Here is a 25,891-nt window from a genome sequence, read left to right on the forward strand (position 1 = left end):
CTCCCAAGCTCTGTACCCAATTTAAGATATTGTTCTCCCATCGGTCATCCCCGAATTAAAATCCGAACAACCTAGAAATCCTTATCTTTAAAAGTTCGGAAATTCGCCTCATTAGGAGGACATAATAATGAAAAAGCCGCCTTCTCCAAAAGGAGAACAGCAGCTTCCTTACCGATGACCACCGATTCAGTTGTCAGCTTATTCCACCGTGAATTGCTTCGAAGGCATGGAGTGCTGATCGCGAGCCGTCACATGGGAAATCACTTCATAAGTCCCGGGCTCCTTGAATGTATGCTCCAGCACATAGGTTCCGTTACCGGCACTCTTCACTTTGACCTGATTGTGCTTCGCGTTATCGTCCGCCGTATTCCAAAATTCGAACATGACTTCCTTCGCATCGTCCACGTTCTCGCCGTGGTGGGTCACTTTGGCCGTAAACGTTACCGGTTCACCAGCTTTGGCTGCGGATGGCGTTACGTCAAGCTCGACTTGAATCGGCTCCAGTGACGTATCCACCGCTGAAGCAGACGGCGATTCACTGCGGCCGCATCCCGCGACAACAATGAACGCAAGCACGATGGCTACAAGCAGCCCGGTTTTTCCCTTGATTCGCATTCAGATTCCCTCCTTCCACCGCCTAAGAATGCCTCACTGCTTGTTTGCTTCAATCCAAACTCGCGTTATGCCAATTTCTCTAAAAGGCCATGGAGTTCGGACAAATGTTTGATCTCATAATCCGGTACGATATCGCCGGTAAGCGCTTTGCCGTCCCGATTAATCCAAACGGCCGTCATCCCCACGCTAAGCGAACCTTTGATATCCGTCGTCAGCTTATCGCCGACCATGATCGCTTCATTCGATTGAATCCCTAACCGTTCCAGAGCATGCCGGAAAATGGACGGGTCCGGTTTCCCCTTGCCGAAATTTCCGGAGATCACAATCTCATCAAAATAAGGCGCCAGCTCAGGCACTCCGTCCAGCTTCTCCTGCTGCAATGCCGGACAGCCGTTCGTGAGCAATAGCAGCTTCACCTTGCCTTGCAATTCCTTCAGCACTTGAAAGGTCTCCTCATACACATGAGGCCGGGCACGCCGTTCGCGTCCAAACTGTTCCGCCAATTCGCCGGCCAGCTCCTCGTCATCAACGCCAAGCGCAAGCAGACCGCGCCGCCAGGATTCCTTGCGATAGGTTGGAGCTAACTGCTCCAGCTGACGGAATTCCGGTTGTTCTCCGGCAGAGAACGTCGCCCATAACCCCTCAAACGGATTGATTCCAATCATCGTCGTGAAAGGATACGTTTCGTAGGATTCATACAGCCCCCGCGCTTCCCGGCGTACGGCTTCTTCCAATTGCTCGGGGTTTAATCCATTAATCTTAGACGCAACGCTTTCACACGTTGCAGCAAAGGCTTCTTTTACGCTCCGTTCATCCCAGAGCAGCGTGTCATCCAGGTCAAAACATACCGCCTTGATCGTCATTCGTCCCAACCCTCTCCATTCATATCGCAAGTGTATTGTAAAAGGATTATTCCTTCTCCAGCTTCACATGATGGGTGTCAGCATACAACTGCAGGCGCGCAGCCATCGCTTCCGTATCAAAACGGTTGCGGGTGCGGTAGAACACCCACTTCGGTTCCCGCGTCTTCGGTTCAATGACGATTTTGTTCCGGCTCACCTTGATCTTACTGATGTTACCGGCATCCAACATCCGGTCGCGGTTAAACTTCGAAGTGTACAGCCAGCTCTTGTTCACGCGTAAATATGGCTTACGCAGGAAGATCACCAGGGCCAGTACGAAATACAAAAAGATCGTCGCCCAGAACAATACCGAGTTCACTTCCTCTGTATTACCGATCAACCCGACGATGGCATACAGCAGAGCTAACAGAACCAAGGCGGTAGGCAAAATGAAATTCCGCCCTTTAAATACGTCGCCTTCCCCATTTGCTCCAAGCGAAGTACGAGGGTTCCGCGTCCCTTGTCCGACATTGGGACCTTTGCCTTTCTTATACATTCTTCGTTGATTGCGTTCTACTTTTCGGTCAAACGACCCCATACCTGTTCCTCCCTATTTATCTACAATCTCGATTGACTCGAGCTGTTGCCGAAAATTTCTGCGAACGTTTTGCAGATACGTTTCCCGAAGCTGGGCTCTTTCCAAGATCTCATCTTGCGATAATCCTTCTTGTTTCGCTTTGCGAGCCAGCTCGTTAATCCGCTTAACCAAAGCATCAATATCCATAATTCCACCTGCTTCTTTATATACTATGCTTCCCATGATGTCTCACAGGGCATTAATTCTTACTTTGACATGAGAAAAAGAGCTTGTCAAGGCGCGGCAACCCCTGCCGGAATACCTTGGAACAAGCTCTGTTCGAATGAATCGGTAAACCTCTGATCATGATCTTTGTAAGCATCAATTATCTGCTCGGCAACATCAACGTATCCCCAGCTTGAATCTCGCTGCTGCTCAGCCCGTTCGTCCGGATCAGCTTCTGAACATAGACCCTTGTGTCCAGGCCCTGAGGCTTATGTGCCACGGCAATTTCCCATAACGTATCCCCTGGCATAACCACGACATATTCCGGCCGATTTGCTCCCTCAGAGCTATCCGAAGAAGCAGCAAAGGCTTGTACCATTCCAGTACATGTGATGCTGAAGATGATTAAAAGCAGGGCCATTTTGGACAATCTACTCTTAAGGAAGACGTTCATATGTAAACTTCTCTTCACAGGGCGACGAAAAGAAGGTTGTTCATAGATGCTTTGATAAGAACTATATTTCAACATTTCACCATCACTCCAAACAAGTGTTCTGTGTTAATGTAATCAATATAACACGAACACTTGTTTGATTCAATAGTTTTTTTCGAACAGTTGTTCCTGTTTTTTTCGGAAATAGTTCTCGTCTCCCAAACTATTTAGAACTAATGTTTGTACGAACGGCAGTTCTATGTTATAATTTTTCCAAACGTTACTAAATGGGGTTGATCCGTAAATGTCTAAGGTATCGAGCCGGCAACAGGCCATTCTTGAGTTTATTCGCAACGAAGTACGCGCTAAGGGATATCCTCCTTCGGTCCGGGAGATCGGTGAAGCCGTCGGATTGGCTTCCAGTTCCACCGTTCACGGCCATTTGGACCGTCTGGAGAAGAAAGGCTTCATCCGCCGCGACCCGACGAAACCGCGCGCCATTGAATTGCTGGGTCAAGAGGAATCGGAGAATTACAATTTGTTTGCGCACAGCGTGACCCGCGTTCCTATTGTTGGGAAGGTCACCGCAGGCGTGCCGATCACAGCGACAGAGAATATTGAAGATTATTTTCCGCTGCCAGAGCACTATGCAGCTGATGGTGACATCTTTATGCTTTCCGTGGTTGGCGACAGCATGATCGAAGCTGGAATACATAACGGGGATTACGTGATTGTCCGCCAACAGCAGACGGCGAACAACGGTGATATCGTTGTGGCCATGACGGAGGATGACGAGGCAACGGTCAAGACGTTCTATAAAGAAAGTGACCATATTCGCCTGCAGCCGGAGAATTCGACGATGGAACCGCTTCGTTTGAAACATGTAACCATCTTGGGCAAGGTCATCGGCTTGTTCCGCGACCTGCACTAATCCGAACTCTTCCTTAATAGAAGGCGAAACGAAGATACGAAATCCGAGCAGGACGAAGCGATGGGGTGACATCGGCTTCGTCCTCGTTTACTTTTAGAGAACTTGATGACTTCCCCCTCCTATTCCCATTCGAGATTCAGGAAGCTCACGGGATGGTAGCCGTTTTTGTCTCGGCGACCGCGTGTGCCCCAGCCTAGCCCCGAACGCTCCGTGATCCACCATTGCTTTAACCGATAGCGCCGACGTTGGTATCTTTTTAATTCGGTTACTGTCATCTACATTAACCTCCTTATTTATACCTATAAGTTGTCCCAATTCAGGATAAATCATGGCATGGTTTCGAAATCCAAAAACTGTTATTCATTCATCATCCGTTTCAATAAAAAAAAGCCAGCACCCTGCTTGAATTGCCGGGTGCTGGCTTGGCTTGTTAACACCGATTAATACAACGTTATATATTGATCGCGTTCCCATTGATGAACTTGGGTCCGGAAGATATCCCATTCGATCTCTTTCAGTTCATAGAAGTGAGTCAGCGCATGATCTCCGAGCGCTTCGCTGATAATTTCGCTGCGGAGCAATTCGCCGAGCGCTTCTTTCAAGTCGGCTGGCAGACTTGGGATGCCTTCTTCCACCCGCTCTTCTTCAGACATCACATAGATGTTGCGGTCAACCGGATCAACCAGCGGCAGCTCTTTCTTAATTCCATCCAGTCCGGCTTTCAACATAACGGCCAGAGCCAAGTATGGGTTAGCAGCCGGGTCCGGGTTACGCACTTCGATCCGGGTGCTGAGACCGCGGGAAGCCGGAATCCGAATCATCGGACTGCGGTTACTCGAGGACCAAGCCACATAACAAGGGGCTTCATACCCAGGCACGAGACGTTTATAAGAGTTCACGGTCGGGTTCGTGATCGCGGCGAATGCGCGGGCATGCTTCAGAATGCCGGCCATATAATGACGTGCTTCTTTGCTCAAGCCCAACTCATCGTTTTCGTCATAAAATGCATTGACATTGCCTTTGAACAGCGATTGGTGACAGTGCATCCCGGAGCCATTCACGCCATACAGCGGCTTCGGCATAAACGTTGCATGCAGTCCATGCTGGCGGGCAATCGTCTTAACGACCAGCTTAAAGGTTTGGATTTGGTCTGCAGCTTTGATCGCATCAGCATATTTGAAGTCGATTTCATGCTGACCTGGTGCCACTTCGTGGTGAGAAGCTTCGATTTCAAAGCCCATTTCCTCCAGGGTCAATACGATTTCGCGGCGGCAGTTCTCGCCCAAATCCGTAGGAGCCAAGTCGAAGTATCCGCCTTGGTCATTCAACTCGGTTGTAGGGTTGCCTTTATCATCGGTTTTGAACAGGAAGAATTCCGGTTCCGGACCAACGTTCATTGCGGTGTAACCCATTTCCTCAGCTTCCTTGAGCGCACGTTTCAGAATCGCGCGTGGGTCGCCGGCAAACGGAGTTCCGTCAGGCATATATACATCGCAAATCAAACGTGCAACGCGATCCTCGGTCACCCAAGGGAAGATTACCCAAGTGTCCAGATCCGGGTAAAGATACATATCCGATTCCTCGATACGGACATACCCTTCAATGGAAGAACCGTCAAACATCATTTTGTTATCCAGCGCTTTTTCCAATTGGCTGACCGGGATTTCCACATTCTTGATCGTTCCCAGCAAATCCGTGAACTGCAAACGGATAAAACGTACGTTTTCTTCCTTAGCGATACGTAAAATATCCTCTTTGGTGTATTGCGTGTTACTCACCCTAACCTCTCCCAACGTTTAGATTATTTTTTGAAAAACCGAGACAACTCGCCTTGGAGCAAAGAAACTTGTCCCGGTTTGCTCCCTGACACCAGCTGTTGCTTCAACATCCGGTAGATTTGGGAATCCGTCATTTCCTTTCTCTTCTCCTCCGTGTCCTTCGTGATGACTGTCGCATCCTGGGACTCCCGAGACATCGGATTCATGACCTGCTTGATCCCCGCGATATTGACACCTTTATCGATGAGACTCTTGATTTCCAGTAACCGCTCGACGTCATTCAAGGAAAACATCCGCTGATTTCCCGAGGTACGTGCGGGTACAATCAATTCATGCTGCTCGTAATATCTTATTTGTCTTGCCGTTAAATCCGTAAGTTTCATGACGATACCAATAGGAAACAAGGCCATATTTCTGCGAATTTCCTCGCTCATCGCTATCAACCTTCCAGTTAGAATATCATGACCTTATCATATGTTAGTTATCCTAACATGTCAATAGATATGTTAGGATAACTTACAACAAGTTGCGGTCTTTCATCGTCTGAAGTGCGGTGAGTAGGCCAAATTTAACATGAGAATACGTCAAACCGCCTTGCATATACGCAATATATGGCGCACGAATCGGAGCATCGGCAGACAATTCCAGGCTCCCGCCCTGAATAAACGTCCCGGCTGCCATAATCACCGGGTGATCATAGCCTGGCATATCCCAAGGCTCGGGCACGACATGGCCGTCCACTGCGGCTGCCCGCTGAATCCCCTGGACAAACGCAATTAATTGTTCCGGGGCGTCAAAGGCAATCGCCTGGATCAGATCGGTACGCCGATCCTGCCAAGCCGGCCGGCTTCGGAATCCTGCCCGCTCAAACAATGCCGCAGCCAGGATGGAGCCTTTAATGGCTTGTCCTACGATGGTTGGAGCCAAAAATAAGCCTTGATAAATGCCTCGCGTCGTTCCCAGCATCGCCCCTACCTCACCGCCAATGCCCGGTGCAGTCAATCGGTTGGATGCGAGTTTGACCAGGTCCTGCTTTCCGCAAATATATCCTCCAGTTTCCGCCAAGCCGCCACCCGGATTTTTAATCAGCGAGCCAGCAATCAAATCGGCTCCAACCTCCGTTGGTTCTTGTTCCTCGGTAAATTCACCATAGCAGTTATCCACGAAGACAATCAGATCCGGCTTGATCTCTTTCACTCGGTGAACCATCTCACCGATCTGTTCAACGGAAAAAGAATCCCTCCAGTCGTAGCCGCGCGAGCGCTGAATCCCAATGACTTTGGTCTTATCGGTGATCTTGGTCTTCACGGTGTCCCAGTCGACTGTGCCGTCAGCCAGCAATGCAGCTTCGTGATACCGGATGCCAAAATCCTGCAGCGAGCCGCTGCCGTCACCCGGCGTTCCGATCACTTTATGTAGTGTATCATATGGACGTCCCGTAATATAGAGCAGTTCGTCCCCGGGACGCAAGACCCCGAACAACGCTGTGGCAATCGTATGCGTGCCGGAAGCGAAATGCGGCCGTACCAGTGCGGCCTCCGCACCAAATACGTCCGCATACACTAAATCCAACACTTCACGGCCCCGATCATTATAAGCATAACCGGTGGAAGCGGCAAAATGAAAATCGCTGACTTGATGACGTTGAAATGCTTCAATAACCTTCCACTGGTTGTGATCGACGATCCGGTCGACCTCCCGGAACCGGCTTTCCACCTGACGTTCAGCGGCTTCCAGCCAATGTACGATTTCTTCCGAAAATACTGCCATTGTTACGTTATCTCTCCCTTAATCTATTCCATCGTTTGTCGTGATATCCGCAGGGGCTTCTTGTCAGGGCGATTTGCACTCCCCCGTTGACCTTCCGACGCGCACGATGCAGTTGCCGGTGCCTCGTGACCCCCTCCAGCTGACGTTTCAACTCGCCGATCCGCCGGCGGATATGGCGGCGATCCGTTTCCAGCTGGCTTTCCCCCGGCCCCCGTGTGCCGATCCCGAAGCTCCAGCACTTTCCCTTTCCCGATCAACCAGCGGGGATCGGGCTTCTCACGATATTGGACTACCGTAACTGCAACCTCTACCCCGCCCGTTTCGGCCAGCTGCACCAGTTCGGCCAGGGAGTAGTCAGAATTTATTCCACTTTGCTTCGTCTCCGACGTAACCAAGCTGACTAATACGGCCACATCCGTTTGGTGGGTCGTCGTTTCATGCAAATGCACCTTCGACATGATCACTGCTCCTTCGAGGGGATCCAATGCGATAATTCCATTACGTTTTCTTCACATCCAGCTTCAGGTCTTCGGTTCGAATGGTCATCAGCTCCAGCTTGCCCGGGGAACCGCCGCCATATTGATTCAGCAGCCGAACCGCCTGCTGCCGAACAGACCGTTCAATCACGTTGCGGACATATCGGGCATTGCTGAACACCTGATCGCTTTCGCATTTTTCACGCAATAAATGCTGCTTTAGTTTGAGTATCGCCTGCGGCATCAAGATATAATCCCGCTCTTTCGCCATCCCCTCGGCAATTTGAATCAGCTGGTCGATCGTATAATCCGGAAAATCCATCTGAATCGGGAACCGGGACGGCAGCCCCGGGTTGGTGGACAGGAAGAAGTCCATTTCATCCGAGTATCCGGCAAGAATCAGGATAAATTGGTTTTTGTGATCCTCCATCGCTTTGACCAACGTATCGATTGCTTCTTTGCCAAAGTCCTTCTCTCCGCCGCGCGCCAAACTGTACGCCTCATCGATGAACAAAATGCCGCCAAGCGCTTTTTTGACCAAGTCGCGCGTTTTCTGCGCCGTATGGCCGATATATTCGCCAACCAGATCAGCACGCTCAACTTCAATGAGATGCCCTTTACTGAGCACACCCATCCGTTGAAACATTTTAGCGACGATTCGTGCCACCGTGGTTTTTCCAGTACCCGGATTGCCTTTAAACACCATATGGTACACTTGGGCGCTGGATAGCAACCCCGCTTCCGAACGCATCGAGGCGATTTGCAAAAGCGCATATATCTCGTACATTAACTCTTTAATATGATCCAAGCCGACCAGGTGATCCAGTTCCTTTTGGATTTCGGCAAAAATCCCTTGCTGCGGCAAACCTTTGGCCGACACCTGAGGTTCGCTCTCGGCAATGGCCTGCGAGACGACAGGCGGCTCGGTATTGCGGAGAATCACATTGATCTGACGCGACGGTCTCTCATCGGAAGAGCCGTTTCTGGCCATGACACGCCCAGACATAGGTAATCACCTCTTTATAAGGGTAGGGCTGAGAGAAAGTATATATCCCAATCTACGGAACACACATCTAAATGTATTCTCTCTCCCTGTCCGTTATTAGAAGTTTTGTCATGAGATCAGGCCGATGGCTAATCCTAATTGATCGAGCTTCCATTTCGTATACGCCAAAATCTCCCGGAACGTATTGGGAAGCGGCTTCAGCACCTTAGAGGAAGTTAACGACAAGCGGGGTTGCTCGTAATTTAACGCTTGAGCGATTTCATAAGCACGGTTTCCGTGAAACGTGTGGGTCACGATCAATACAGAGGTAAACCCCCGCTCCTTTAAGATCTCTTGGCTAAATTTAAGATTCTCATAGGTACTAGTTGCCTTGTTCTCAAGCAGCATCTTCTCCCGCGGAACTCCATGCTGTTCCAAGTAGTTCGCCATACCTTCCGCTTCGGTATATTGGGAGGTTGCCGTATCCAACCCTCCGGTCAGAAGAAACCATTGAAATTTGCCCGCCTTGTAATCCTTCAGGCTTTGATCCAAACGCTCCCGAAGCCCCGGGCTCGGCTCGTCCCCCCAGAGGGCTGCTCCCAGAACGATGCCCACCTCAGCCGGATCGGATAAATCGGAGTTCGCCGCCGGATTCCGCTCGATGCTGCCGATCTGAGCTAGTACGTACAACATCCATCCGATCCCCAGCGAAATCACGACCAGCCCCCAGCGGAAGATCCGTTTCCTCACGCGCCCTTTACGCTGGTTTGGCCGCATCGGCATCCGTATGATTTCGTTTGGTTTGGCATTACGCATGGTTTATCCCCCCGATTGATTCGGTTCCGAAGTCATAAATCCGCTCTGGTAATGATCTAGAGACAGGCGGAAATAGGGGAAACGCCGTTCCTTAATGTCATGAAGTAATCGCTGGGCCGTTTCCGTTGCCAGATCATAGTCTTTTACCGATATAAGGCCTTTCGATAAAGCTTCGTCCAGTTCGTCTTCATCCAAGAGGAACACTTCACGATTTTTGAGTACGACGATATCCAGGTACAAATCATCAAACCAGGGCACTCCCTGATCGGTCACGCCTTGGGTCTTACAAACATCGATGTACCACTCCACGATCTCACCTTGATCATCAAACATCGCCGTCACAACGAAATGGGCACCTTTGGGATAGTACTGCAGCCAAGTATAGCCCTTGTCAGCGATCCGAAAAGTATGTCCCCCGTAGGTTTTCCATAACGGATCACGCAAGGCGAAAATACTGTATAGCGTGACATATCCCGTAAACTCATCGCTCTCCACATACTTGGATTTGAATTGACGATGAGTCACACGGCGCCAATTCGCACGGTCTCCGAATTTTCGCTTCATAAATAAGATCCCTTTCAACACAATGTAATAACAGCTTACCATATTTGAAAGAGAGTCACAAAAGCCATTTTCCCATGAAAAGAACGCCTGTCAACGTATATCCAAGGTAGACTAATCGTGTTTTGCAGAAGTGTTTCTTGATTTAACAGAAAAAACAACCCCCAGTCACGCCTATGCGAGAGCTGAGGGTTGTTTGGCTTGAACATAAACATGGGATGACTAGCCGTTATCCACCAGCCCCTACGGTTCCATCCGTAGTTCCTGCTGGAATATCCGTGTTGCCGGTTCCGTCCCCGCCATCGGCCGGTGGAACGATCACACCTCCGTCATCATCATCCATAGGCAAATCATCCATTGGGTTTCCGGTGTTGTCTCCCCCGTTGCCTTGGCCGTTACCGTTGTTCCCATTCGGACCACCATTTCCGTTCCCATTGCCATTTCCGCCATTGTGATGGCCATTTCCATTCCCTGGACCATTCCCTGGACCGTTGCCTGGCGGGAACCCTTGATCTCCGCCTCCGCCGTCGGGCAGATTAGGATCAAGAGGAGTACCTGGATCCGGTCCAACAGGCGTTTCGTCGGTTGGCGGCTCCACGCTGTCGATCAGCACTTGAGCATTGTTCGAAGGTTCGCTCTCCACCGCATTTACCGGATCATACGCCGTGACGTAATACACATAGCCGGTACCCGGCGTGACGCTGATATCTTCAGCCTCGGTCGTCACGGAATCCATAATATGAGTGAAGCTGGATTCGGATGCTTCCCGGCGGTAAATACGATATACCGCATCCGCGGTTTCAACGCCGGTCCAGCTGAGGGATACCGCTCCCGTATCCGGATTATAGGAGGCATTTAAACCTGTTGGCGCTGCGATTTCTGGCTCCTCCGGCTCTTCCGGCTGCAGGTTCTTCGGAACCGGGAACGGCTTCACAGGCTCACCCTTCAGCGCTTCCTTCATGACGGCGGCAAACAAGGCCGCGGTCTGGCCGCTGCTTCCGTTCAGCAAATGATCTTTGTCCGGCTTATCGTACCCCATCCAGACAGCCCCGGTCCACTCCGGTGTATAACCGACAAACCAGACATCACGGTTTTTGCTGCTCTTCAGCCCCGGGATCCCGTGTTGCGTTGTCCCTGTCTTACCGGCAACCGGGCGATCCAATTTAGCTCGTTTCCCGGTACCGTCGTTAACGACGTTTTGCAACATCGTGGTCATGTAATAAGCCGTTTGTTCACTGATGACCCGTTTTGGCTTAGGCGCATTGTATTTATATTTCTCCACGCCGTTGTGGTCAACAATCGATTTGATCGAGTATGGCTGATTGTACAGACCGCCATTGGCGAATACGCTGTAGGCACCGGCCATTTCGAGCGTGTTCGTACCGTAGGTTAAACCGCCCAGTGCGATGGCCAAGTTGCGGTCATTTTTGTCCATTTTAATCCCCATCGCCTCGGCATATTTGACCCCGGTGCTTACGCCAATTTCGTTCAGCAACCAGACGGCTGGGATATTCTCGGACTTCGTCAAAGCATCAGTCATGTTGATCGTCTTGGAATATCCATGCAGGTTCGTTGGGCAATAGTCGCCAAAGCACTGCTTCTCATTGCTGATCTGCGAGTTTGGCGTAAATTTGCCGGATTCCAGAGCCGGCGCATACGATACGATCGGCTTAAACGCCGAGCCCGGTTGACGGCGGCTGTCCAGCCGGCTGAACCCTTTACGCTGGTAATCCCGGCCGCCCAGCAATGCGACGAGACTGCCATTTTGGTGGTTCATGATAACCATAGAAGCTTGGACTTGTTGGTCATCCTTGCTCTTCTCAAAATAATCATCATTGGCGAAGGCTTTCTCCAACGCTTTCTGCGCTTTCGCATCCATCGTCGTGTAGATCTTGTAGCCGCCGCGGTTCAATTCGTCTTCGGTTAACCCAAATTTCTCCTCGGCTTCTTCCACGACATAGTCTTTAAAGGCGAGATAGCTTTGATTGGTGGCCGGCGGCTCGTAGTTGTAATCCACCGCCTTAGCTTCGTCCCGTTGCTCTGCCGTAATATATCCTTCCTGATACATCAGCTCGAGTACCACTGCGCGACGTTCCTTGGACAGTTCAGGGTTTTTGAGCGGATTGTATCGGGACGGTCCCTTCGGCATCGCCGCTAACGTAGCCATTTCCCACAAGTCGAGTTTATTCAAATCGCTTTTGCCGAAATAACGAATCGATGCTGCCTTGATTCCATATACCGTACCACCGAAATTGATCCGGTTCAAATATAAGGTCAGGATTTCATCCTTCGTTCTGTGGCGTTCCAAGGCCAAGGCAATCGACATTTCCGTCGCCTTCCGGAAGAACGTTTTGTCCGCGCTCAAGAAAATGTTCTTGGCCAGCTGCTGGGTGATCGTACTGCCGCCTTCAACCAGGGAGCGGGCCACGATATCTTTCACAGCCGCCCGGCCGATCGACCATAAATCCACACCCTTATGATCGAAGAAACGACGGTCTTCCGTTGCCACGAACGCTTGCTTCAGCAGCTCCGGAATCTGGTCTGATTCCACGGGTTCGCTTTTGTCGATGGACAATTCGCCCATCAGTACCCCGTTGCGGTCATAGACCTTCGTCGTTTCGTAAACCATCAGCTTGTCCTCATTTTGCATCAGGATCTTCTCGCCGCTGACCGTAATGTACATATAGCCTGCAATTGCGCAGAAAACCGCAAAAGCAATCGTAAAAAATGAAGTCCATAACACGCGTTTGGCCGTCAGCTTTCTCTTTTTATGAGCTTTCGGCGCTTTGTTCTTTTTGTCCGGCTTGCCGCTTCTTTGCAGCCTGGATGGGCGTTGGCTAGACATGGTTTGTTCTGACTCCCTTCCTGCCATTTCGCTTAAGTCGATGTTCAAAAATCGGCCACATGCGGTTGTTCTCTCTATCATGTGCGTGAATGGAAGTTACCAACCACGCCCAGAGTTCAGCGGCGTAAGGCGCAGGGCCTTCCGCTTTGAACCTATCATATCACCGCACAAGCGTTCGTTCGATGATGGAATCGATGACAGCAGAGTGATTTTTGAACATCACCTGACCGAACGACTTCGGCAGGTCCTAAGCTCCTGGCTTAAAAGTGCCTGGAAAGAAAAGAACAACCTTGGTTCAGGTTGCTCCATCTTCATCCTATACTCTTAACGTATTGAAGTTCAAAAAGTTTCAGCCTGATTTAATCCTCGTTTTGCGATTCCTGCATGAGCGATACATTCCGCAGCGGCTGGAACGTCGAGATCGCGTGCTTGTACACCATTTGCTGGCGGCCATCGCTGTCAATGACGATCGTGAAGTTGTCAAATGCTTTAATCGTCCCTCTGATCTGGAAGCCGTTCGTCAAAAATACGGTGACCGGGATGCTCTCTTTCCGTAATTGGTTCAAAAATGTATCCTGGATGTTAATGGTCTTATTCATAGCCGTACCCCCAATAGGAATCAATTAGTGTTTAGAATTATATTCAAGATCAGCGGGAAACTTTCCTGCTATTATAGCATGCGCTGACGCCAAAATCTCGGAAAAATTTTCGCCGTCGCCGACGTCAATCCATTGGATATCCTTCATATGGCGGAACCAGGAAAGCTGTCTCTTGGCAAAGCGGCGCGTATCCCGTTTCAACTTCTCGACCGCAGCATCCAACGGAACGCCGTCCACCAGATGTTCAACAATTTCTTTATACCCCAGACCTTGCATCGAAACGGAATCGCGGCTGTATCCTTTCTGCAGGAGTCCGCGAACTTCATCCACAAGGCCAAGCCGCAGCATCTCGTCAATTCGCCGTTCAATACGGTTATAAAGCATTTGGCGGTCCATTGTCAAACCGATGAGGCAAAGCTCGTAAGGGGATTGCTTCTGCTGTTTCTCCAGCTGGGACGATAAGGTCTCCCCCGTGATATGAAAAATCTCCAACGCCCGAATCACCCGACGCACATCATTCGGATGCAGACGTTCTGCAGATTTGGGATCGACCTCCGCCAATTTGGCGTGCAACGCTTCGACCCCGTGAGTTTCAGCGAACGCTTGCTGCTGAGCACGAAATTCTTCATCTGCCCCCGCTTCCGTAAATTGAAACTCATAACAGACCGATTCAATGTAGAGCCCCGTCCCGCCAACGATAAAGGGCAAATGCCCGCGTTCGGTAATCTCCGGGATCAGCTTGCGGCACCACTCCTGAAATAATGCGACGGAGAACGGTTCGTCGGGATCCAGCACATCGATGAGATGATGCGGAATGCCGCCCATTTCTTCCTTGGTGATTTTAGCGGTGCCGATGTCCATTCCCCGGTAGACCTGCATGGAATCGCCGGAAATAATTTCGCAAGACAGGTCCCGCGCCAGCTCGATGCTAAGCTTCGTTTTGCCGACCGCCGTTGGGCCGAGCAGCACAAGCAGTTTCGGTTTATCGTTTCGGGTCAAGCGAAATCACTCCATAGGCAATTTTGGTGTGGGAGCGGTTGATCGCCTGAAACCCCAGTCGATCAAATTCGCTGCTCCCGCGCTTCTCTTTCAGCACTACCGCTTTTCGAGCAACCCGGCAAGCCTCCTTCACCGCCTCCGGATCAAGTTGATTTGGATTCGCAAACGCTCGCAGCGGTGAAATGGACGACGATTCCGTGATCGGATCGCGAAACATCGGGTCGAAGTAGACGATATCTGCGCTCTTGTCGGGCATCGCCCGAAGCGCGTTCAAGTGGTTCGTATGTATCGGTTCGATCCGCCGCAACGCTTCGTCAAAAGCCGGCAGACCGGAGACGTAGTGCTTCAGCCCCTCGTACAGCAAGGCCCAAAGCGGCAAGGAATCCTCCAAGGCCAGCACTTTACCGTCAGCCCCTGCGGCAATCGAAAAGATCATCGCATCTGCCCCAAGTCCTGCCGTACCATCGATGATGACATCGCCCGGTACCACACCGGCCGCATCCAGCATCGCATCGTTTTCTCCTTTAAACAGCCGTTTGGCCCGGACAAACGCCATGCTGGGGTGAAACGTCATCGTCTCTCGGCCAGTTCGATGCAGACGGGCGCCTTGCTCCAGGACCACCAGAATATCGCTGTCGCCATGGCGTTCGGCCAACCGAGCCAGTGAGGTCCCGCTGCGCGGGATATACGGAACGCGGGCCAGCTGGGCCAGTTCTTGTGCGCGGCGTACGGCAGCGGGTGATTCATGGTCTCCCGTGGTAATTAACATGATGAATTCCTCCGTTTGCGTTGGTTACATGACCCGCTTGAACAGCTTCTCCAAATCGTACGTAGAGAAGGAAACAATGATCGGCCGCCCGTGCGGGCAGGTATATGGCTGTTTGCAGGCAGCCAGTCGGCGAAGCAGCGTGTTTGCCTCTTCCGGCGTCAGCTTCTGGTTCGCCTTGATCGAAGCTTTACACGAGACCATCGTGGATGAAGCTTCACGCAGCTTGGCCAGGTCAATGGCCCGTTCGTTCAGCACCCATTCGGCCATTTCTTCAATAATGCTTGCTTCTTCTCCTTGCGGGAACCAGTACGGATGCGCCACCACGCGGAAGGTACCGCCTCCGAAATGCTCAAGTACAACCCCCACCTGTTCGAACCAGTGCAGCCGCTCCTGCAGCTTCGCGCTGTCCGATGGGGTAAATTCCAACGTAATCGGAATAAGCAGCTCTTGTGAAGCATCGGCCGGCCGCCCAAACTTCTCGTAATAGTACTCGTAATTTACGCGTTCATGGGCGGCATGCTGGTCAATGATATAGAGCCCCTGATAGTTTTGGGCGATCAGGTAGGTCCCGTGATGCTGTCCGATCAAGGACAGCTCGGGAAACGCCGGAAGCTCCGGCGCCGCCGCAGGCGAGCCGTACAACGCTTCCGGCATCTCCTGCAGCCGCTCGCCACCCCCATAGGTGGCGGCGTTAGGTTGGCCAAGCCTGCCTTGCGGCTTGGCCGAGCTTGGCGCGGCGCCGTACGTGCCGGCGCCGGCGCCCCGCTCCCGCAGCGTCAGGCCATCGGCCGCTGCGGGGGGATAGGCGGCGCTGCGCGGCAGCGCGCCGCCGTCAACAGGCGCACCAGCTGCGCTGGGTGCGCCGCTCATCGGGGCGCCGCTTGCAGGCGCCCCGGCCCAGCCGCGGTCCGCGCCCGCGGACCGCGCGCCCGCGGACCGCGGGGCTGCGCCACGCTCCACGCCGCCGCTGCCCGGCGGCCGGAGCGTGCTTTCCGCCGCCGCAGCCGTCTGGCCGGCGGCGGAAGCGCCCTCCTCCGTGCCTAGAGGCGGCGCGAGGAAGTGGAACTGCTCCTGGATCACGGAGCGGTTCGGGCCTTTCCCGATCGTCTGACGCACGACTTGCGGGATCAGCACCTGCCCGGACAGCACAGCGCGCACGCTGTTCTCCACAAAACTGTTCAGCTCCGGCTCCTTGCTGAAGCGCACCTCCAGCTTGGACGGATGCATTCACGTCAACCAAGGATGGGTGCATCTCCAGCATGAGCACCACTAGCGGATACCGATTAATCGGCAACAGCGTGTGATACGCGCGCAAAATCGCCTGATGAAGCCCTTGATTCCGGATATACCGGCCGTTCACAATCGTCGACATGCCCGAGCGACTGGACCGCGCCAAATCCGGACGCCCAATATACCCCGTCACCCGGTAATCCAGATCCTCCGCTTCAATCGGCACCATTCCTTTGGAGGCATTCACGCCATAGACGGCCGCAATGACCTGCAGCAGATCGCCGCCTCCCGGGCTTTGCAGCAACGTATTGCCGTTATGCCGCAACGTAAAAGCAATCTCAGGATGAGCCAGCGCCTGACGATACATCGTATCAGAGATATGCCCCAGCTCGGTCTGGATCGTCTTCATATACTTCAGCCTTGCCGGTGTATTGTAAAATAATTCCTTGACCACAATATCCGTTCCTTGCGGGGCAGCGATGTCCTCATTGAGTTCAACGAGCCGCCTTCGATTTCAATCACCCGCCCGAGCCCGGAATCGTTGCTTGAAGAGACCAGCCGAACCTTGGCGACCGCCGCGATACTGGGTAAGGCTTCACCGCGGAACCCGAGGCTCCGGATCTGGAACAGGTCGCGTCCAGAGGTAATTTTACTTGTCGCATGGCGGTAAAACGCTGTTTCACAATCCTCCGGTTCAATCCCCGAGCCGTTGTCGGTCACGCGGATCAGCTGCATTCCACCCTCTTCAACGGCGACCTCGATTTTGGTAGCCCCTGCGTCAATGGCGTTCTCCACCAGCTCCTTGACCACCGAAGCCGGGCGCTCGACCACTTCCCCAGCGGCAATCTGGTTAGCGATATGCTCGTCTAATATTGCGATTTTTGCCATAGCTATTCCCTCCCTCCTTGTTTGACCGATCTTACGAAATCTGGACAAATCTATATGAAATTTCATATATATTCCCGAAAAAAACGACCAAATCGCCACTAGCGTTGCATTAAGACTTCTTTCTGCTTTGATTCAGACAAATACAGAACAACGATATAGTATATACAAACCGGATTAGTATATATTTTACAGACGCACTTTGCTTAAATTTGAAAAAGTTTAGAGGGGATTAGACCCGCACGTTACCCATTTTTTAAAATTTAAGTATTTAGTTCAATACTTCTACAATGATTCGTGGCTTCATCGATTTGTTCGCCTGCTTGGGGGGCCGACCGTTTCGCTTCGTTCGTCCTTTTGAGCTCCGTGTGGGCTTTTTGAATAAGGCTTCATGCAGCCTAGTCCATGACCGATCGGCATAGAGTCGAATCAATCGAAGTAACTGCCAAACGGTTTGCTTGCACTCTAGCTTCAGGCGTAGCAACAGGCACAGAGCATAGGATATCAACGCGATATACATCTGGTTCCAGATGGCTTCTGCGGTGTACCCATGAGGCTTCACTAAACGGAGGTGTTGCTTAATCCATTTAAAGAATAGCTCGATTTGCCAACGATGCCGATATACATCTGCAATTTGGTGCACGGACAAATCCATGCGACTTGTCACAAGGCGATATAAACGACCTTGCTGATCCTGAAACTCAATGAGTCGCAACTTCATTTGCTGCCCTGGCAGAGTTACATCCGCATCCCGAATGAAATCTCCCCGCTTGGGAAGAGCCCGTTCCTTGAGGATCGTCAATCGGGTATTATCCTTAACCCGAGCCACAAACTTCATCCCTTGGTCCACCCAGGCTTGAAAATGCTTGTGCACCTGATAGCCTCGGTCCATCACATAGGTCACTTCTTTATCGACCGTAAAGTTTGGGGCAACTTCGTGGTCTGCGACATCTTTGGTTGAGGCGATGATTTTATCTGGAACCATCGTCTTCGCGTCGACGACTAGAAGTGAAGTGTGCATTTTCACGCCGTGATTGGATGCAGAGCAGTAAGCCCATTTGGAAAGAATCGCTGGCAAGGTGATTTGAGTAGAATCCATGATCGCGAGCTTTCCGATCTTAGTCGTGATTCCTGGCTTACTCTCCGTTAGTTGTTGGATTTGTCTCGTTACTTGCATGAAAAGCAGGTGAAGGTTCTCTAGGGGAAGCTTCTTCATTTTCCGCGAGAGTTGGGATGGGCTTATGCTTTCAAGTCCACCAAGTATCGCTTGAAAATCTTCATTGGCTTCAAGATGCTCGGACATTTCAGCATAAGACTCTCGTTGCTGTAACTGGGCTTCAATGAACAGCAGTAGGGAAGAACCGACAAAAAGCTTGCGAGCACGATAATCCAAAACGCTATCTCGGGAAGAATTAATATTTAACATTTGTAGACATTGACATATGACACTTAAATTTGTACTGTTATCCATAGAAATCTCCTTTTGTTGAGAGGTTGATGGATAACCTTTGGATCAACTCAACATTAGGGGATTTCTTTATTTTTGTACATGAAAACCAGCCTATAATTTGCAAATTTAGTAAATTGTTGATTTGAAATATCGTTTGAAAAGTTAATGCAACGCTAGTGCCAAATCGCCGTTTCTATTCGAAATTTCATACATAATCCGGGGCATGTCCGGGATTTCGCTCCAATCTATTCGATTTTTCATATACATTCCGCTAAAACCGCGGAACTGAACTTCATTCTATTCGAAATTTCATACACAATGGCACCGAGCGGACAATTTCCCAAGCCGTGGTGGTGCCCATGCATAGATATCATCATACATAAACCGTTTGGTTCCTCAAAATCATCGTACAACGTTGCCCCTGTTCCGTTCTGTAACTGACTTCCTAGTACCTACCGTACGTTTACAAATCCTTCGCCTTCATCTTCAGATCATTGACCAGCTGCATAGCCTGCAGCGGTGTCATGTTCACCAAATCGGCATTTTTAATCAGGTTAATGATCGTACGTGTTGCCGGATCTTCCGGCGCCTGAGCGGCTGGCTTTGCTTGAACCAGCGGCTCATCGTCGCCAAACATCGAAAGCTGTACGACCGGGCCAACTTCACCGGCAAGCGGCTCAGCCGTAGCCGCAGCTTCCATCTCAGCCACAGCCTCTGTTGCTGCCGAAGTTGCAGCAGCATCCGCTGAAGCCGTACCCACAGCTGCTCCTGCAGCTGCTGCCGTTACTCGCACAACTTGATCGTTCTGCTCCTTCGTCACAAGCGGCTGAGCCGCCTGCGAAGAAGCTGCGGCTGTTGCAGCCACATCCACCGTTGCTGTCCCAGAGGTTAAACCAGCCACCGCAACGCTGCCCCCGTCCGCCAACGGACTTTTCTCCTCCAGCTCTTTCAGCAGCCCGTACGCCCGGCCGATGATCTCATCCGGCAGGCCGGCCAGCCGCGCGCAGTAGATGCCGTAGCTGGTGTCGGCCGCGCCGGGGATCAATTTGCGCAGGAAGTGCACCTTGTCGCCGCTTTCCTGCACCGCCATGCTGTAGTTATTCAGCCCGCGAAGGCTGTGCTCCAGGTAAGCCAGCTCATGGAAATGCGTCGACACCAGCGCCTTGCAGCCAATCCGGTCGTGGACGTATTCGATCACGGCCTGCGCAATCGCCATCCCTTCGCTGGTCGAGGTGCCCCGGCCCAGCTCGTCGATGATGATCAAGCTGCGCGGGGTGGCCTTTTCCGTCATGATCTGAATATCGGCCATCTCCACCATAAAGGTGCTTTGCCCGCCAATCAGATCGTCTGCTGCCCCAATCCGCGTGAAAATGCGGTCGACCAGCGGAATCTCCGCTTTGGACGCCGGCACAAAGCTGCCGATTTGCGCCAGGATCGAAATCAGCGCGACCTGCCGCATATACGTGCTCTTTCCAGCCATATTAGGACCCGTGATCAGCAGGATGCTCGCCTCGTCCTTGCGGAGCTCCGTACTGTTGGCGATAAATGCTGTATCCTTCATCACCGCTTCCACCACCGGATGCCGGCCTTGCTCCACAATGAAATCGTAGCCGTCGGTCAGCTTCGGCTTCACAAAGCTGTTGTCCGATGCCACCTGCGCCAGCGAGCGCAGCACATCGATTTCAGCAATTTGCTCGGCCAGCTTCTGCAGACGAGGGATATCGGCGGCGATCCGTTCACGCAGTTCGTTAAATAACGTGTATTCCAGATCAACCATTTTCTCCTCGGCTTCGAGAATCAGCGCTTCCTTCTCCTTCAGCTCCGGTGTCACAAAACGTTCGGCATTCGCCAGCGTCTGCTTCCGTTCATACCGCCCTTCCGGGAGTAGAGACAGATTGGCCCGCGTCACTTCAATATAATATCCGAACACTTTGTTGTAGCCGATCTTCAGCGATTTGATCCCGGTGGCTTGCCGTTCAGCTGCTTCCAGCTCGGCAATCCAGCGTTTTCCGTTGACGCTGGCCTCTCGAAGCTCGTCCAATCGCGTATGATACCCGGCCTTGATCAGGCCTCCATCCCGCACCGACACCGGCGGATCGTCAGCAATCGCCGCATCAATCATGTCGGCCAGATCCGCACACTCATCCATCGTCGAAGCGATCCGACGCAGCGTGTTCGATGACGAATCCGCGCATAGCGTCTTAATGGCCGGCACCTGAAGCAGGGATGTCTTGAGAGCGACCAAATCCCGACCGTTCGCATTGCCGAAGGCGACGCGTCCCACCAGCCGCTCTAGATCGTAGATGTCCTGCAAAGCGCCGCGCAAATCCTCGCGCAAAATAAACGCGCTGTGCAGATGCTCCACTGCCTCCAGACGTTCCTCGATCCGCGTCTTCTGCAGCAGCGGCTTGTCGATCCAGCGCCGCAACAGCCTGGAGCCCATTGACGTTTCCGTGCGGTCAAGCAGCCACAGCAGCGATCCTTTTTTCGAACGCTCGCGAACTGTTTCAACCAATTCCAGATTCCGTCGCGTAAACGGGTCCAAGATCATAAAATGCTCCGGCTCATAAGCCGATATTTTTGTAAGTTGTCCCAGCGAGCGCTTCTGCGTCTCGCTTAAATAGCCGACAAGGACAGCGATATTGTCACGCCGCTCCGGCTCAAGGCGAATCCATTCCGCCTCGCCGAACAACGAGCGAGCCGTGTCTTCCTTCGCTTTCGCCCAAGGCGTATACACGACCGGCTTGCTGAGCGGTGCAGCTTGTCCCGCAATCCAATCCAGCAGTTCCTTGTCCCCGATGATTTCCGCCGGGTCGTACAAGCCAATCTCGTCGCGCAGCCACTCTTTGTTCGCCGGCGCCGACGTCGCGTACAGCTCCCCCGTGGACAGGTCACAGGCAGCCAGAGCCATCATCCCCTGCCGTTCGGTGACCGATACGATGTAGTTGTTCGTCCGCTCGCCGACCGTTTTCCCTTCCATAATCGTCCCCGGAGTGATGACCCGGACGATTTCGCGCCGCACCATGCCTTTGGTTTGCGACGGGTCCTCCATTTGTTCACAGATCGCGACTTTGTACCCTTTTTCAATCAATCGATGAATATAATTGTCTGCCGAATGGTAGGGAACACCGCACATCGGAATTTTCTCTTCGGCGCCCCCGTCCCGCCCGGTCAGTGTAATTTCAAGCTCCTTCGCAGCCAGGATTGCATCCTCAAAAAACATTTCATAAAAATCGCCCAGCCGGAAAAACAGAAACGCGTCCTGCGCTTCCGCCTTAATCCGTAAATACTGCTCAATCATCGGCGTGTAGGTAGCCATGATTCCCCTCCAATTAACCTAAGCGCATTCAGGTCTTTCATAGAATCCTATTATACCAGAAAAGGGCAACCCGGTTATGAAGGATTTTGCAATTTCCAGGCGGGGCGAATATCCGCAGATTCGTCCCAGACATAGCCGGACTGAATGGCATTCAGTAAAGGTTCGATATATCCCTGATATCGCGTATAGTCGGGAACTTCATGGATATCGGCAATCAGGCGGGGTAACGCTTCGCGAAGCGGTTGCTTTCTGCCGGTGTAAAACGCCGTCCAAACCGCCTCCTTCTCCAACGGTCGTGCCTTTAAGCGATCCGCATGCTCGATAATGAAGCGCGCCAATGCCACGACCCCTTTGGTGACGAGCGGAGAGATTAGGAAGCTAGGTAAGGTGCGATATTCGAAGCCGCCGTACTCCTTGATCCGAAAATCGCCGAGAAACCCGTACTTCGGTCTACGTGGCGCACTTCGGGGATCCTCCAGTAGAGCCAGCGGCAGCGCCAGGTAATTGTCGAGCGTCCGCAGCAACTCCGGAGTTAACGACACTCCGCTGAAATGCAGGTGTCCGCCCAACGGAAAACCGCGTTGCGGCATCGCCCCCGCCTGCCAGATCAGCCCTTGATCTTGGATGGAAGCTCGGGCTTCATGAAATGCGTGCAGCAAATGAACGACAACATCGCGCGGTTCCTTGCCGGGGCGCGGCCTTAACTCTGCCAGCGGAAATAACCGCTGCCCGCGATATCGCAACACATCGCAGCCCGCTTCCCCATGAAAGTGCAAGTAACGGGAAGCCGGAATCACTTTCCCATGGGCACGATCAAACAGCAAAAACTCGGGGTCCATCCCAATCAACCGCTCTGTCGGTGAGTCCAGCAGCTTCTCCTGTTCCTCCAGGGTAACTCGCATCGCCTGGGCAATGGCCTTGGTTGCCGCGCTGCCGAGGTCCGAGATCGGGGTGATGGAATCCACCGTAAATTTCCCCTCTTCCCCGGCCGAGATCACCACTTCACCAAAATCAAGTCCCACGGCGTATAGCGCCCGAACCGCCGTGTTCCTCAGGCGTTTATAAAGCGGTGACTCCGGGGACAAGGCTTCCCCCAAGAGCGGGAGCGTTAGCCCCGCTTTACCAAGCGGACGTACCTCCCAGGCCCGCAAGTGGAATACCGTAACGGCATAGCGGCGGAGATATGACGCAGTAGTGCTTGCAGCTGTTTGAGCGGTTCTTGCCTCAGGCGTTGGCTTCAGCCCAGCGGTTTCGAGCCGGCGCCGCCAGTCTTCCAGCGAGTGTGTCGGCCGTCCCAACACGATTTCCTGGACCCGGCCGCCCCAATACGCTTCCTCACGTCCGTAGTAAATCCATTGGGAATCGTCTGCAGCGGTTCGTACGAGCCGCCTTCCCGAAGCGGCACCTGCCCCCGCTGACTTCCTGCCGAAACTCGAAGATGTACGCAATAACGCTCTGCTGGATGATTCCGGTCCTTTCAACACCCGGTAGGGTCCGCCCAAACGTTCCAACGCCTGCAGCAGCCGAGCTTTAAATGTGCTGGAGCCCAGACGCATTTTTAGTACGAGGTGCTCATCCTTCACCACTGAGTTCATCCCCCGTCTTCGATAGAGGTATTATTCAAAAATAAAAACAAAAAGAGGGCAGCCGCCCTCTTCGACGACGCCCCTGCCGCATATGCTACAGTGTACACTGAAACTGTTGATACTTACCCCTTTGCCTACTTGCTTCCTGATCGAATTACAGTTCGTCGTCGAGGAGATCCGGATCCAAATCTTCATAATCGCCGAGCTCGGAGCCGAAATCGTAGTCCTTGTCATCAATGCCGCTGTTCGGCACGACCAGCACGTTCAACTTCGTTTCGGCAACCAGTTCCACCGCGAATTCGCGTTCCACCCGAATGGATACGCGGCCGTCTCCCGATACGGTGGCTTCGACGGTGCTCGGTTCCTGCGTGGCTTCTGCGGACACTTCCACCGTCGACGAACGGTGTCTGGAATCCAAGTAGTTCAGCGGTACATTCTCAACATACGATACCGTTTCTTTAGCGACCTCGGTCTGCGAGTTCTTGTCGTACGAATACCAGATGTTAATATCGTAAGTACCAATAACTTCAATTCCGTCTCCCGCTGCGACCGCTTCGTACTGGTGGTTGATGATCCAGGCCCCCAGGATGCTCGACGGTTTATGAGGGGGAGTCACGGTATGTGTTACGGTAGAGAACTTACGACCTTTGCCGCAGATCGCTTTCGTGATGATCTCTCTACTTTGATATTTCAATGACATGTTAGAACCTCCTCCATACATCATTCAATACAAGTGTATGCAGGACATTCGTCTAGGGTGACAACTATTTTATTGACGCCTGTTTTCGTTTTGCTCCCCGTTTTTCCGCGATTCGTGGAATGGGAGCCTTGTTTTTTTTGGAGACAGCTAGATATAAGGAAAGTTCTCGGCATAACTGCAAAATGGCTGAACGCATTTCAAATTCCTCACGGGTTGAAGGCATTTCCATTTTCTTGAACTCCTCCTCCAGCTCCGCGAGCATCTGCTCGGTAATCCCCGTATATTCCTCTTGATTCACATCTACGCTAAGCCGATCAAACAATACAGCCACAAATTCGCCTTGCGGGATCCGATGGTACACCTGCGAAATCAGCTCCAGCATCCCTTCGATCCGGCTTAACTGTTCTTTGCGCATGATAAAATACGCCGTCCAGGCCTCGTTGGGCGAGATCATCTGGTTCTCGGCTGCCCGTTTCGCGAGCGCATAACCCTCGTCGATCTTTCGGGCCGCATCGGTGATCTCCTTGCCATCCCATAAGCGGTAGGGATCACGCAACGAAGCGGCAATCTCCTGAAATATGCCGGAAAACAAAGCATCCACCTCACGCCGAGTTTCCAGCAGCTTGTCTTCCGTTTTGGGCATGTACAGAAAATTGACAACCATGGCCGAACCCAACCCAATGATCAGCAGCTCCACCTGGATTAACAGCACGTGCCAGGAGATCTCCCCGCCGCTAAATACGCGGAACACGACAACGGAGCTGGTCACAATCCCTTCCTTGAAGCCCGCGCGAGCGATCAATGGGAAAGCGACGAGGATGTAAATGGCCAGCACCCAAATATGAAACCCAAGGAAGTAGAAGATGCCAAAAGCAAGCAACAACCCCAAAGTTGAAGCAAAAAAACGTGCCGTTATCGATGCCAGGCTGCGCTTGCGGGTGACGTCGACCCCTAAAATCGCCAGCAGTCCCGCCGAATTGGCACCAGGCACCCCTAAGGCATCCGCAATAAATATTGCCATTAGCGTGGCGATTGCCGTTTTGATGACCCGAAACCCCATGGAATCCCATCCTTTTTGTCGAAACCGATCTATGAAAATATCCTACTTGATTTTCGGAATCCAAACAATCCCACTTTCACCCTCAACCTTTGCTGTCTAAGGAAGAGGAAGCTTTGTACGATGATCCCTTTCGGTAAGGGTTCTCCCCATTTCTCCTGATCTGATCGAACGGGATCATGCTGCAAAGCGATCTTGCACAACAATGATCCGTGAAATCCTCATTCGAAATTCGAATGGTCGCAGGCCGTTTTGATCACCGACCACGGACCGGCAGGGTAACGTCAACACAAGTCGGACTCCAAGAGCTGCAAAGACTGTCCCTTGCTTGAGGAGTGCACCTGAACAAGCAAAAGGGCCTGACCCTACATGCCTGGCACAGGACAGCAAAGAAGAAGATCGCCAACTACCTGACCAAGCTGGCCGGATAGGGCGATCTTCCT

22 protein-coding genes and 2 pseudogenes are annotated in these 25,891 nt (G+C 52.2%); 1 reads left to right on the forward strand and 23 read right to left on the reverse strand.

The window, feature by feature from the left end; translation table 11 throughout:
- Nucleotides 1-198 precede the first annotated feature (198 nt).
- The 5 genes from NSQ80_RS11005 to NSQ80_RS11025 form a co-directional block, all read right to left on the reverse strand.
- Nucleotides 199-615, reverse strand: coding sequence for a FixH family protein (locus NSQ80_RS11005; RefSeq protein WP_009226209.1), 417 nt, complete (start codon nucleotides 613-615; stop codon nucleotides 199-201).
- A 65-nt stretch (nucleotides 616-680) separates the two neighbouring features.
- Complete coding sequence (locus NSQ80_RS11010; RefSeq protein ID WP_339298987.1) at nucleotides 681-1,478, reverse strand: HAD family hydrolase; 798 nt, start codon at nucleotides 1,476-1,478, stop codon at nucleotides 681-683.
- A 46-nt stretch (nucleotides 1,479-1,524) separates the two neighbouring features.
- Nucleotides 1,525-2,055, reverse strand: a complete 531-nt coding sequence (locus NSQ80_RS11015; RefSeq protein WP_009226211.1) for a hypothetical protein — start codon at nucleotides 2,053-2,055, stop codon at nucleotides 1,525-1,527.
- Nucleotides 2,056-2,067: 12 nt separating this feature from the next.
- On the reverse strand, nucleotides 2,068-2,241 hold the full coding sequence (locus tag NSQ80_RS11020) for a DUF896 domain-containing protein (protein WP_083791524.1): 174 nt from the start codon (nucleotides 2,239-2,241) through the stop codon (nucleotides 2,068-2,070).
- Nucleotides 2,242-2,419: 178 nt separating this feature from the next.
- On the reverse strand, nucleotides 2,420-2,680 hold the full coding sequence (locus NSQ80_RS11025) for a LysM peptidoglycan-binding domain-containing protein (protein WP_232282361.1): 261 nt from the start codon (nucleotides 2,678-2,680) through the stop codon (nucleotides 2,420-2,422).
- Between the two features lie 316 nt (nucleotides 2,681-2,996).
- Here NSQ80_RS11025 and lexA point away from each other — a divergent pair, with 316 nt between their 5' ends.
- On the forward strand, nucleotides 2,997-3,623 hold the full coding sequence (gene lexA / locus NSQ80_RS11030) for a transcriptional repressor LexA (RefSeq protein ID WP_009226602.1): 627 nt from the start codon (nucleotides 2,997-2,999) through the stop codon (nucleotides 3,621-3,623).
- A gap of 119 nt (nucleotides 3,624-3,742) precedes the next feature.
- On the opposite strand, the gene NSQ80_RS11035 is transcribed toward lexA, so the two are convergent.
- The 18 genes and pseudogenes from NSQ80_RS11035 to NSQ80_RS11120 all read right to left on the reverse strand — a co-directional run bounded on the left by NSQ80_RS11035 (nucleotide 3,743) and on the right by NSQ80_RS11120 (nucleotide 25,451).
- Entirely contained in the window at nucleotides 3,743-3,898 is a 156-nt protein-coding gene (locus tag NSQ80_RS11035) for a hypothetical protein (protein ID WP_009226601.1), read from the reverse strand.
- A 165-nt stretch (nucleotides 3,899-4,063) separates the two neighbouring features.
- Nucleotides 4,064-5,401 carry a type I glutamate--ammonia ligase gene (gene glnA / locus NSQ80_RS11040; protein WP_009226600.1) on the reverse strand — a complete coding sequence of 446 codons (1,338 nt, stop codon included), beginning with the start codon at nucleotides 5,399-5,401 and terminating at the stop codon, nucleotides 4,064-4,066.
- A gap of 23 nt (nucleotides 5,402-5,424) precedes the next feature.
- Nucleotides 5,425-5,835 (reverse strand): MerR family transcriptional regulator, encoded by a 411-nt coding sequence (locus NSQ80_RS11045; protein WP_009226599.1) that lies wholly within the window; start codon nucleotides 5,833-5,835, stop codon nucleotides 5,425-5,427.
- Nucleotides 5,836-5,917: 82 nt separating this feature from the next.
- On the reverse strand, nucleotides 5,918-7,171 hold the full coding sequence (locus NSQ80_RS11050; protein WP_009226598.1) for a methionine gamma-lyase family protein: 1,254 nt from the start codon (nucleotides 7,169-7,171) through the stop codon (nucleotides 5,918-5,920).
- A 64-nt stretch (nucleotides 7,172-7,235) separates the two neighbouring features.
- Nucleotides 7,236-7,629: pseudogene (locus tag NSQ80_RS11055) on the reverse strand (GTPase HflX); the annotation flags it as partial.
- A gap of 40 nt (nucleotides 7,630-7,669) precedes the next feature.
- A complete protein-coding gene (locus NSQ80_RS11060; protein WP_009226596.1) occupies nucleotides 7,670-8,653 on the reverse strand; it encodes an AAA family ATPase in 984 nt (327 codons plus the stop codon).
- Nucleotides 8,654-8,761: 108 nt separating this feature from the next.
- Nucleotides 8,762-9,448, reverse strand: a complete 687-nt coding sequence (locus NSQ80_RS11065; protein WP_009226595.1) for a YdcF family protein — start codon at nucleotides 9,446-9,448, stop codon at nucleotides 8,762-8,764.
- A gap of 3 nt (nucleotides 9,449-9,451) precedes the next feature.
- Nucleotides 9,452-10,012, reverse strand: a complete 561-nt coding sequence (locus NSQ80_RS11070) for a DUF402 domain-containing protein (protein ID WP_036646385.1) — start codon at nucleotides 10,010-10,012, stop codon at nucleotides 9,452-9,454.
- Nucleotides 10,013-10,238: 226 nt separating this feature from the next.
- The gene (locus NSQ80_RS11075; protein ID WP_339299000.1) at nucleotides 10,239-12,854 is read right to left on the reverse strand and encodes a PBP1A family penicillin-binding protein; all 2,616 of its coding nucleotides are present in this window, start codon (nucleotides 12,852-12,854) and stop codon (nucleotides 10,239-10,241) included.
- A 359-nt stretch (nucleotides 12,855-13,213) separates the two neighbouring features.
- The gene (hfq, locus tag NSQ80_RS11080) at nucleotides 13,214-13,453 is read right to left on the reverse strand and encodes an RNA chaperone Hfq (RefSeq protein WP_260071896.1); all 240 of its coding nucleotides are present in this window, start codon (nucleotides 13,451-13,453) and stop codon (nucleotides 13,214-13,216) included.
- 24 nt (nucleotides 13,454-13,477) lie between these two features.
- Complete coding sequence (gene miaA, locus NSQ80_RS11085; RefSeq protein WP_009226591.1) at nucleotides 13,478-14,452, reverse strand: tRNA (adenosine(37)-N6)-dimethylallyltransferase MiaA; 975 nt, start codon at nucleotides 14,450-14,452, stop codon at nucleotides 13,478-13,480.
- A complete protein-coding gene (locus NSQ80_RS11090) occupies nucleotides 14,436-15,221 on the reverse strand; it encodes a class I SAM-dependent methyltransferase (protein ID WP_009226590.1) in 786 nt (261 codons plus the stop codon). The genes miaA and NSQ80_RS11090 overlap by 17 nt, the downstream gene beginning before the upstream one ends.
- A 24-nt stretch (nucleotides 15,222-15,245) precedes the next feature.
- Nucleotides 15,246-17,339 (reverse strand): annotated as a pseudogene (gene mutL, locus NSQ80_RS11095) (DNA mismatch repair endonuclease MutL).
- Nucleotides 17,340-17,607: 268 nt separating this feature from the next.
- Nucleotides 17,608-18,807, reverse strand: a complete 1,200-nt coding sequence (locus NSQ80_RS11100; RefSeq protein ID WP_339299006.1) for an IS4 family transposase — start codon at nucleotides 18,805-18,807, stop codon at nucleotides 17,608-17,610.
- Between the two features lie 442 nt (nucleotides 18,808-19,249).
- Complete coding sequence (gene mutS / locus NSQ80_RS11105) at nucleotides 19,250-22,105, reverse strand: DNA mismatch repair protein MutS (RefSeq protein ID WP_339299008.1); 2,856 nt, start codon at nucleotides 22,103-22,105, stop codon at nucleotides 19,250-19,252.
- A 74-nt stretch (nucleotides 22,106-22,179) separates the two neighbouring features.
- Nucleotides 22,180-23,700, reverse strand: a complete 1,521-nt coding sequence (locus tag NSQ80_RS11110) for a hypothetical protein (RefSeq protein ID WP_339299010.1) — start codon at nucleotides 23,698-23,700, stop codon at nucleotides 22,180-22,182.
- A 145-nt stretch (nucleotides 23,701-23,845) separates the two neighbouring features.
- Nucleotides 23,846-24,391 (reverse strand): outer spore coat protein CotE, encoded by a 546-nt coding sequence (gene cotE / locus NSQ80_RS11115; RefSeq protein ID WP_016312022.1) that lies wholly within the window; start codon nucleotides 24,389-24,391, stop codon nucleotides 23,846-23,848.
- Nucleotides 24,392-24,455: 64 nt separating this feature from the next.
- Entirely contained in the window at nucleotides 24,456-25,451 is a 996-nt protein-coding gene (locus NSQ80_RS11120) for an aromatic acid exporter family protein (protein ID WP_028540110.1), read from the reverse strand.
- Nucleotides 25,452-25,891 lie beyond the last annotated feature (440 nt).

The sequence above is a fragment of the Paenibacillus sp. FSL K6-2441 genome, from assembly GCF_037964765.1.
Lineage (GTDB): Bacteria > Bacillota > Bacilli > Paenibacillales > Paenibacillaceae > Fontibacillus > Fontibacillus phoenicis.

Bases quoted from the DNA above. Each gene is read 5' to 3' on its own strand.
- NSQ80_RS11020 (WP_083791524.1), bottom strand. From the start codon at position 2,241: ATGGATATTGATGCTTTGGTTAAGCGGATTAACGAGCTGGCTCGCAAA.
- NSQ80_RS11005 (WP_009226209.1), bottom strand. From the start codon at position 615: ATGCGAATCAAGGGAAAAACCGGGCTGCTTGTAGCCATCGTGCTTGCG.
- NSQ80_RS11070 (WP_036646385.1), bottom strand. From the start codon at position 10,012: ATGAAGCGAAAATTCGGAGACCGTGCGAATTGGCGCCGTGTGACTCAT.
- NSQ80_RS11100 (WP_339299006.1), bottom strand. From the start codon at position 18,807: ATGGATAACAGTACAAATTTAAGTGTCATATGTCAATGTCTACAAATG.
- mutS (WP_339299008.1), bottom strand. From the start codon at position 22,105: ATGGCTACCTACACGCCGATGATTGAGCAGTATTTACGGATTAAGGCG.
- NSQ80_RS11060 (WP_009226596.1), bottom strand. From the start codon at position 8,653: ATGTCTGGGCGTGTCATGGCCAGAAACGGCTCTTCCGATGAGAGACCG.
- NSQ80_RS11010 (WP_339298987.1), bottom strand. From the start codon at position 1,478: ATGACGATCAAGGCGGTATGTTTTGACCTGGATGACACGCTGCTCTGG.
- NSQ80_RS11120 (WP_028540110.1), bottom strand. From the start codon at position 25,451: ATGGGGTTTCGGGTCATCAAAACGGCAATCGCCACGCTAATGGCAATA.
- hfq (WP_260071896.1), bottom strand. From the start codon at position 13,453: ATGAATAAGACCATTAACATCCAGGATACATTTTTGAACCAATTACGG.
- NSQ80_RS11065 (WP_009226595.1), bottom strand. From the start codon at position 9,448: ATGCGTAATGCCAAACCAAACGAAATCATACGGATGCCGATGCGGCCA.
- NSQ80_RS11025 (WP_232282361.1), bottom strand. From the start codon at position 2,680: ATGGCCCTGCTTTTAATCATCTTCAGCATCACATGTACTGGAATGGTA.
- NSQ80_RS11110 (WP_339299010.1), bottom strand. From the start codon at position 23,700: ATGAACTCAGTGGTGAAGGATGAGCACCTCGTACTAAAAATGCGTCTG.
- NSQ80_RS11090 (WP_009226590.1), bottom strand. From the start codon at position 15,221: ATGTTAATTACCACGGGAGACCATGAATCACCCGCTGCCGTACGCCGC.
- NSQ80_RS11035 (WP_009226601.1), bottom strand. From the start codon at position 3,898: ATGACAGTAACCGAATTAAAAAGATACCAACGTCGGCGCTATCGGTTA.
- NSQ80_RS11075 (WP_339299000.1), bottom strand. From the start codon at position 12,854: ATGTCTAGCCAACGCCCATCCAGGCTGCAAAGAAGCGGCAAGCCGGAC.
- cotE (WP_016312022.1), bottom strand. From the start codon at position 24,391: ATGTCATTGAAATATCAAAGTAGAGAGATCATCACGAAAGCGATCTGC.
- NSQ80_RS11015 (WP_009226211.1), bottom strand. From the start codon at position 2,055: ATGGGGTCGTTTGACCGAAAAGTAGAACGCAATCAACGAAGAATGTAT.
- NSQ80_RS11050 (WP_009226598.1), bottom strand. From the start codon at position 7,171: ATGGCAGTATTTTCGGAAGAAATCGTACATTGGCTGGAAGCCGCTGAA.
- lexA (WP_009226602.1), top strand. From the start codon at position 2,997: ATGTCTAAGGTATCGAGCCGGCAACAGGCCATTCTTGAGTTTATTCGC.
- NSQ80_RS11045 (WP_009226599.1), bottom strand. From the start codon at position 5,835: ATGAGCGAGGAAATTCGCAGAAATATGGCCTTGTTTCCTATTGGTATC.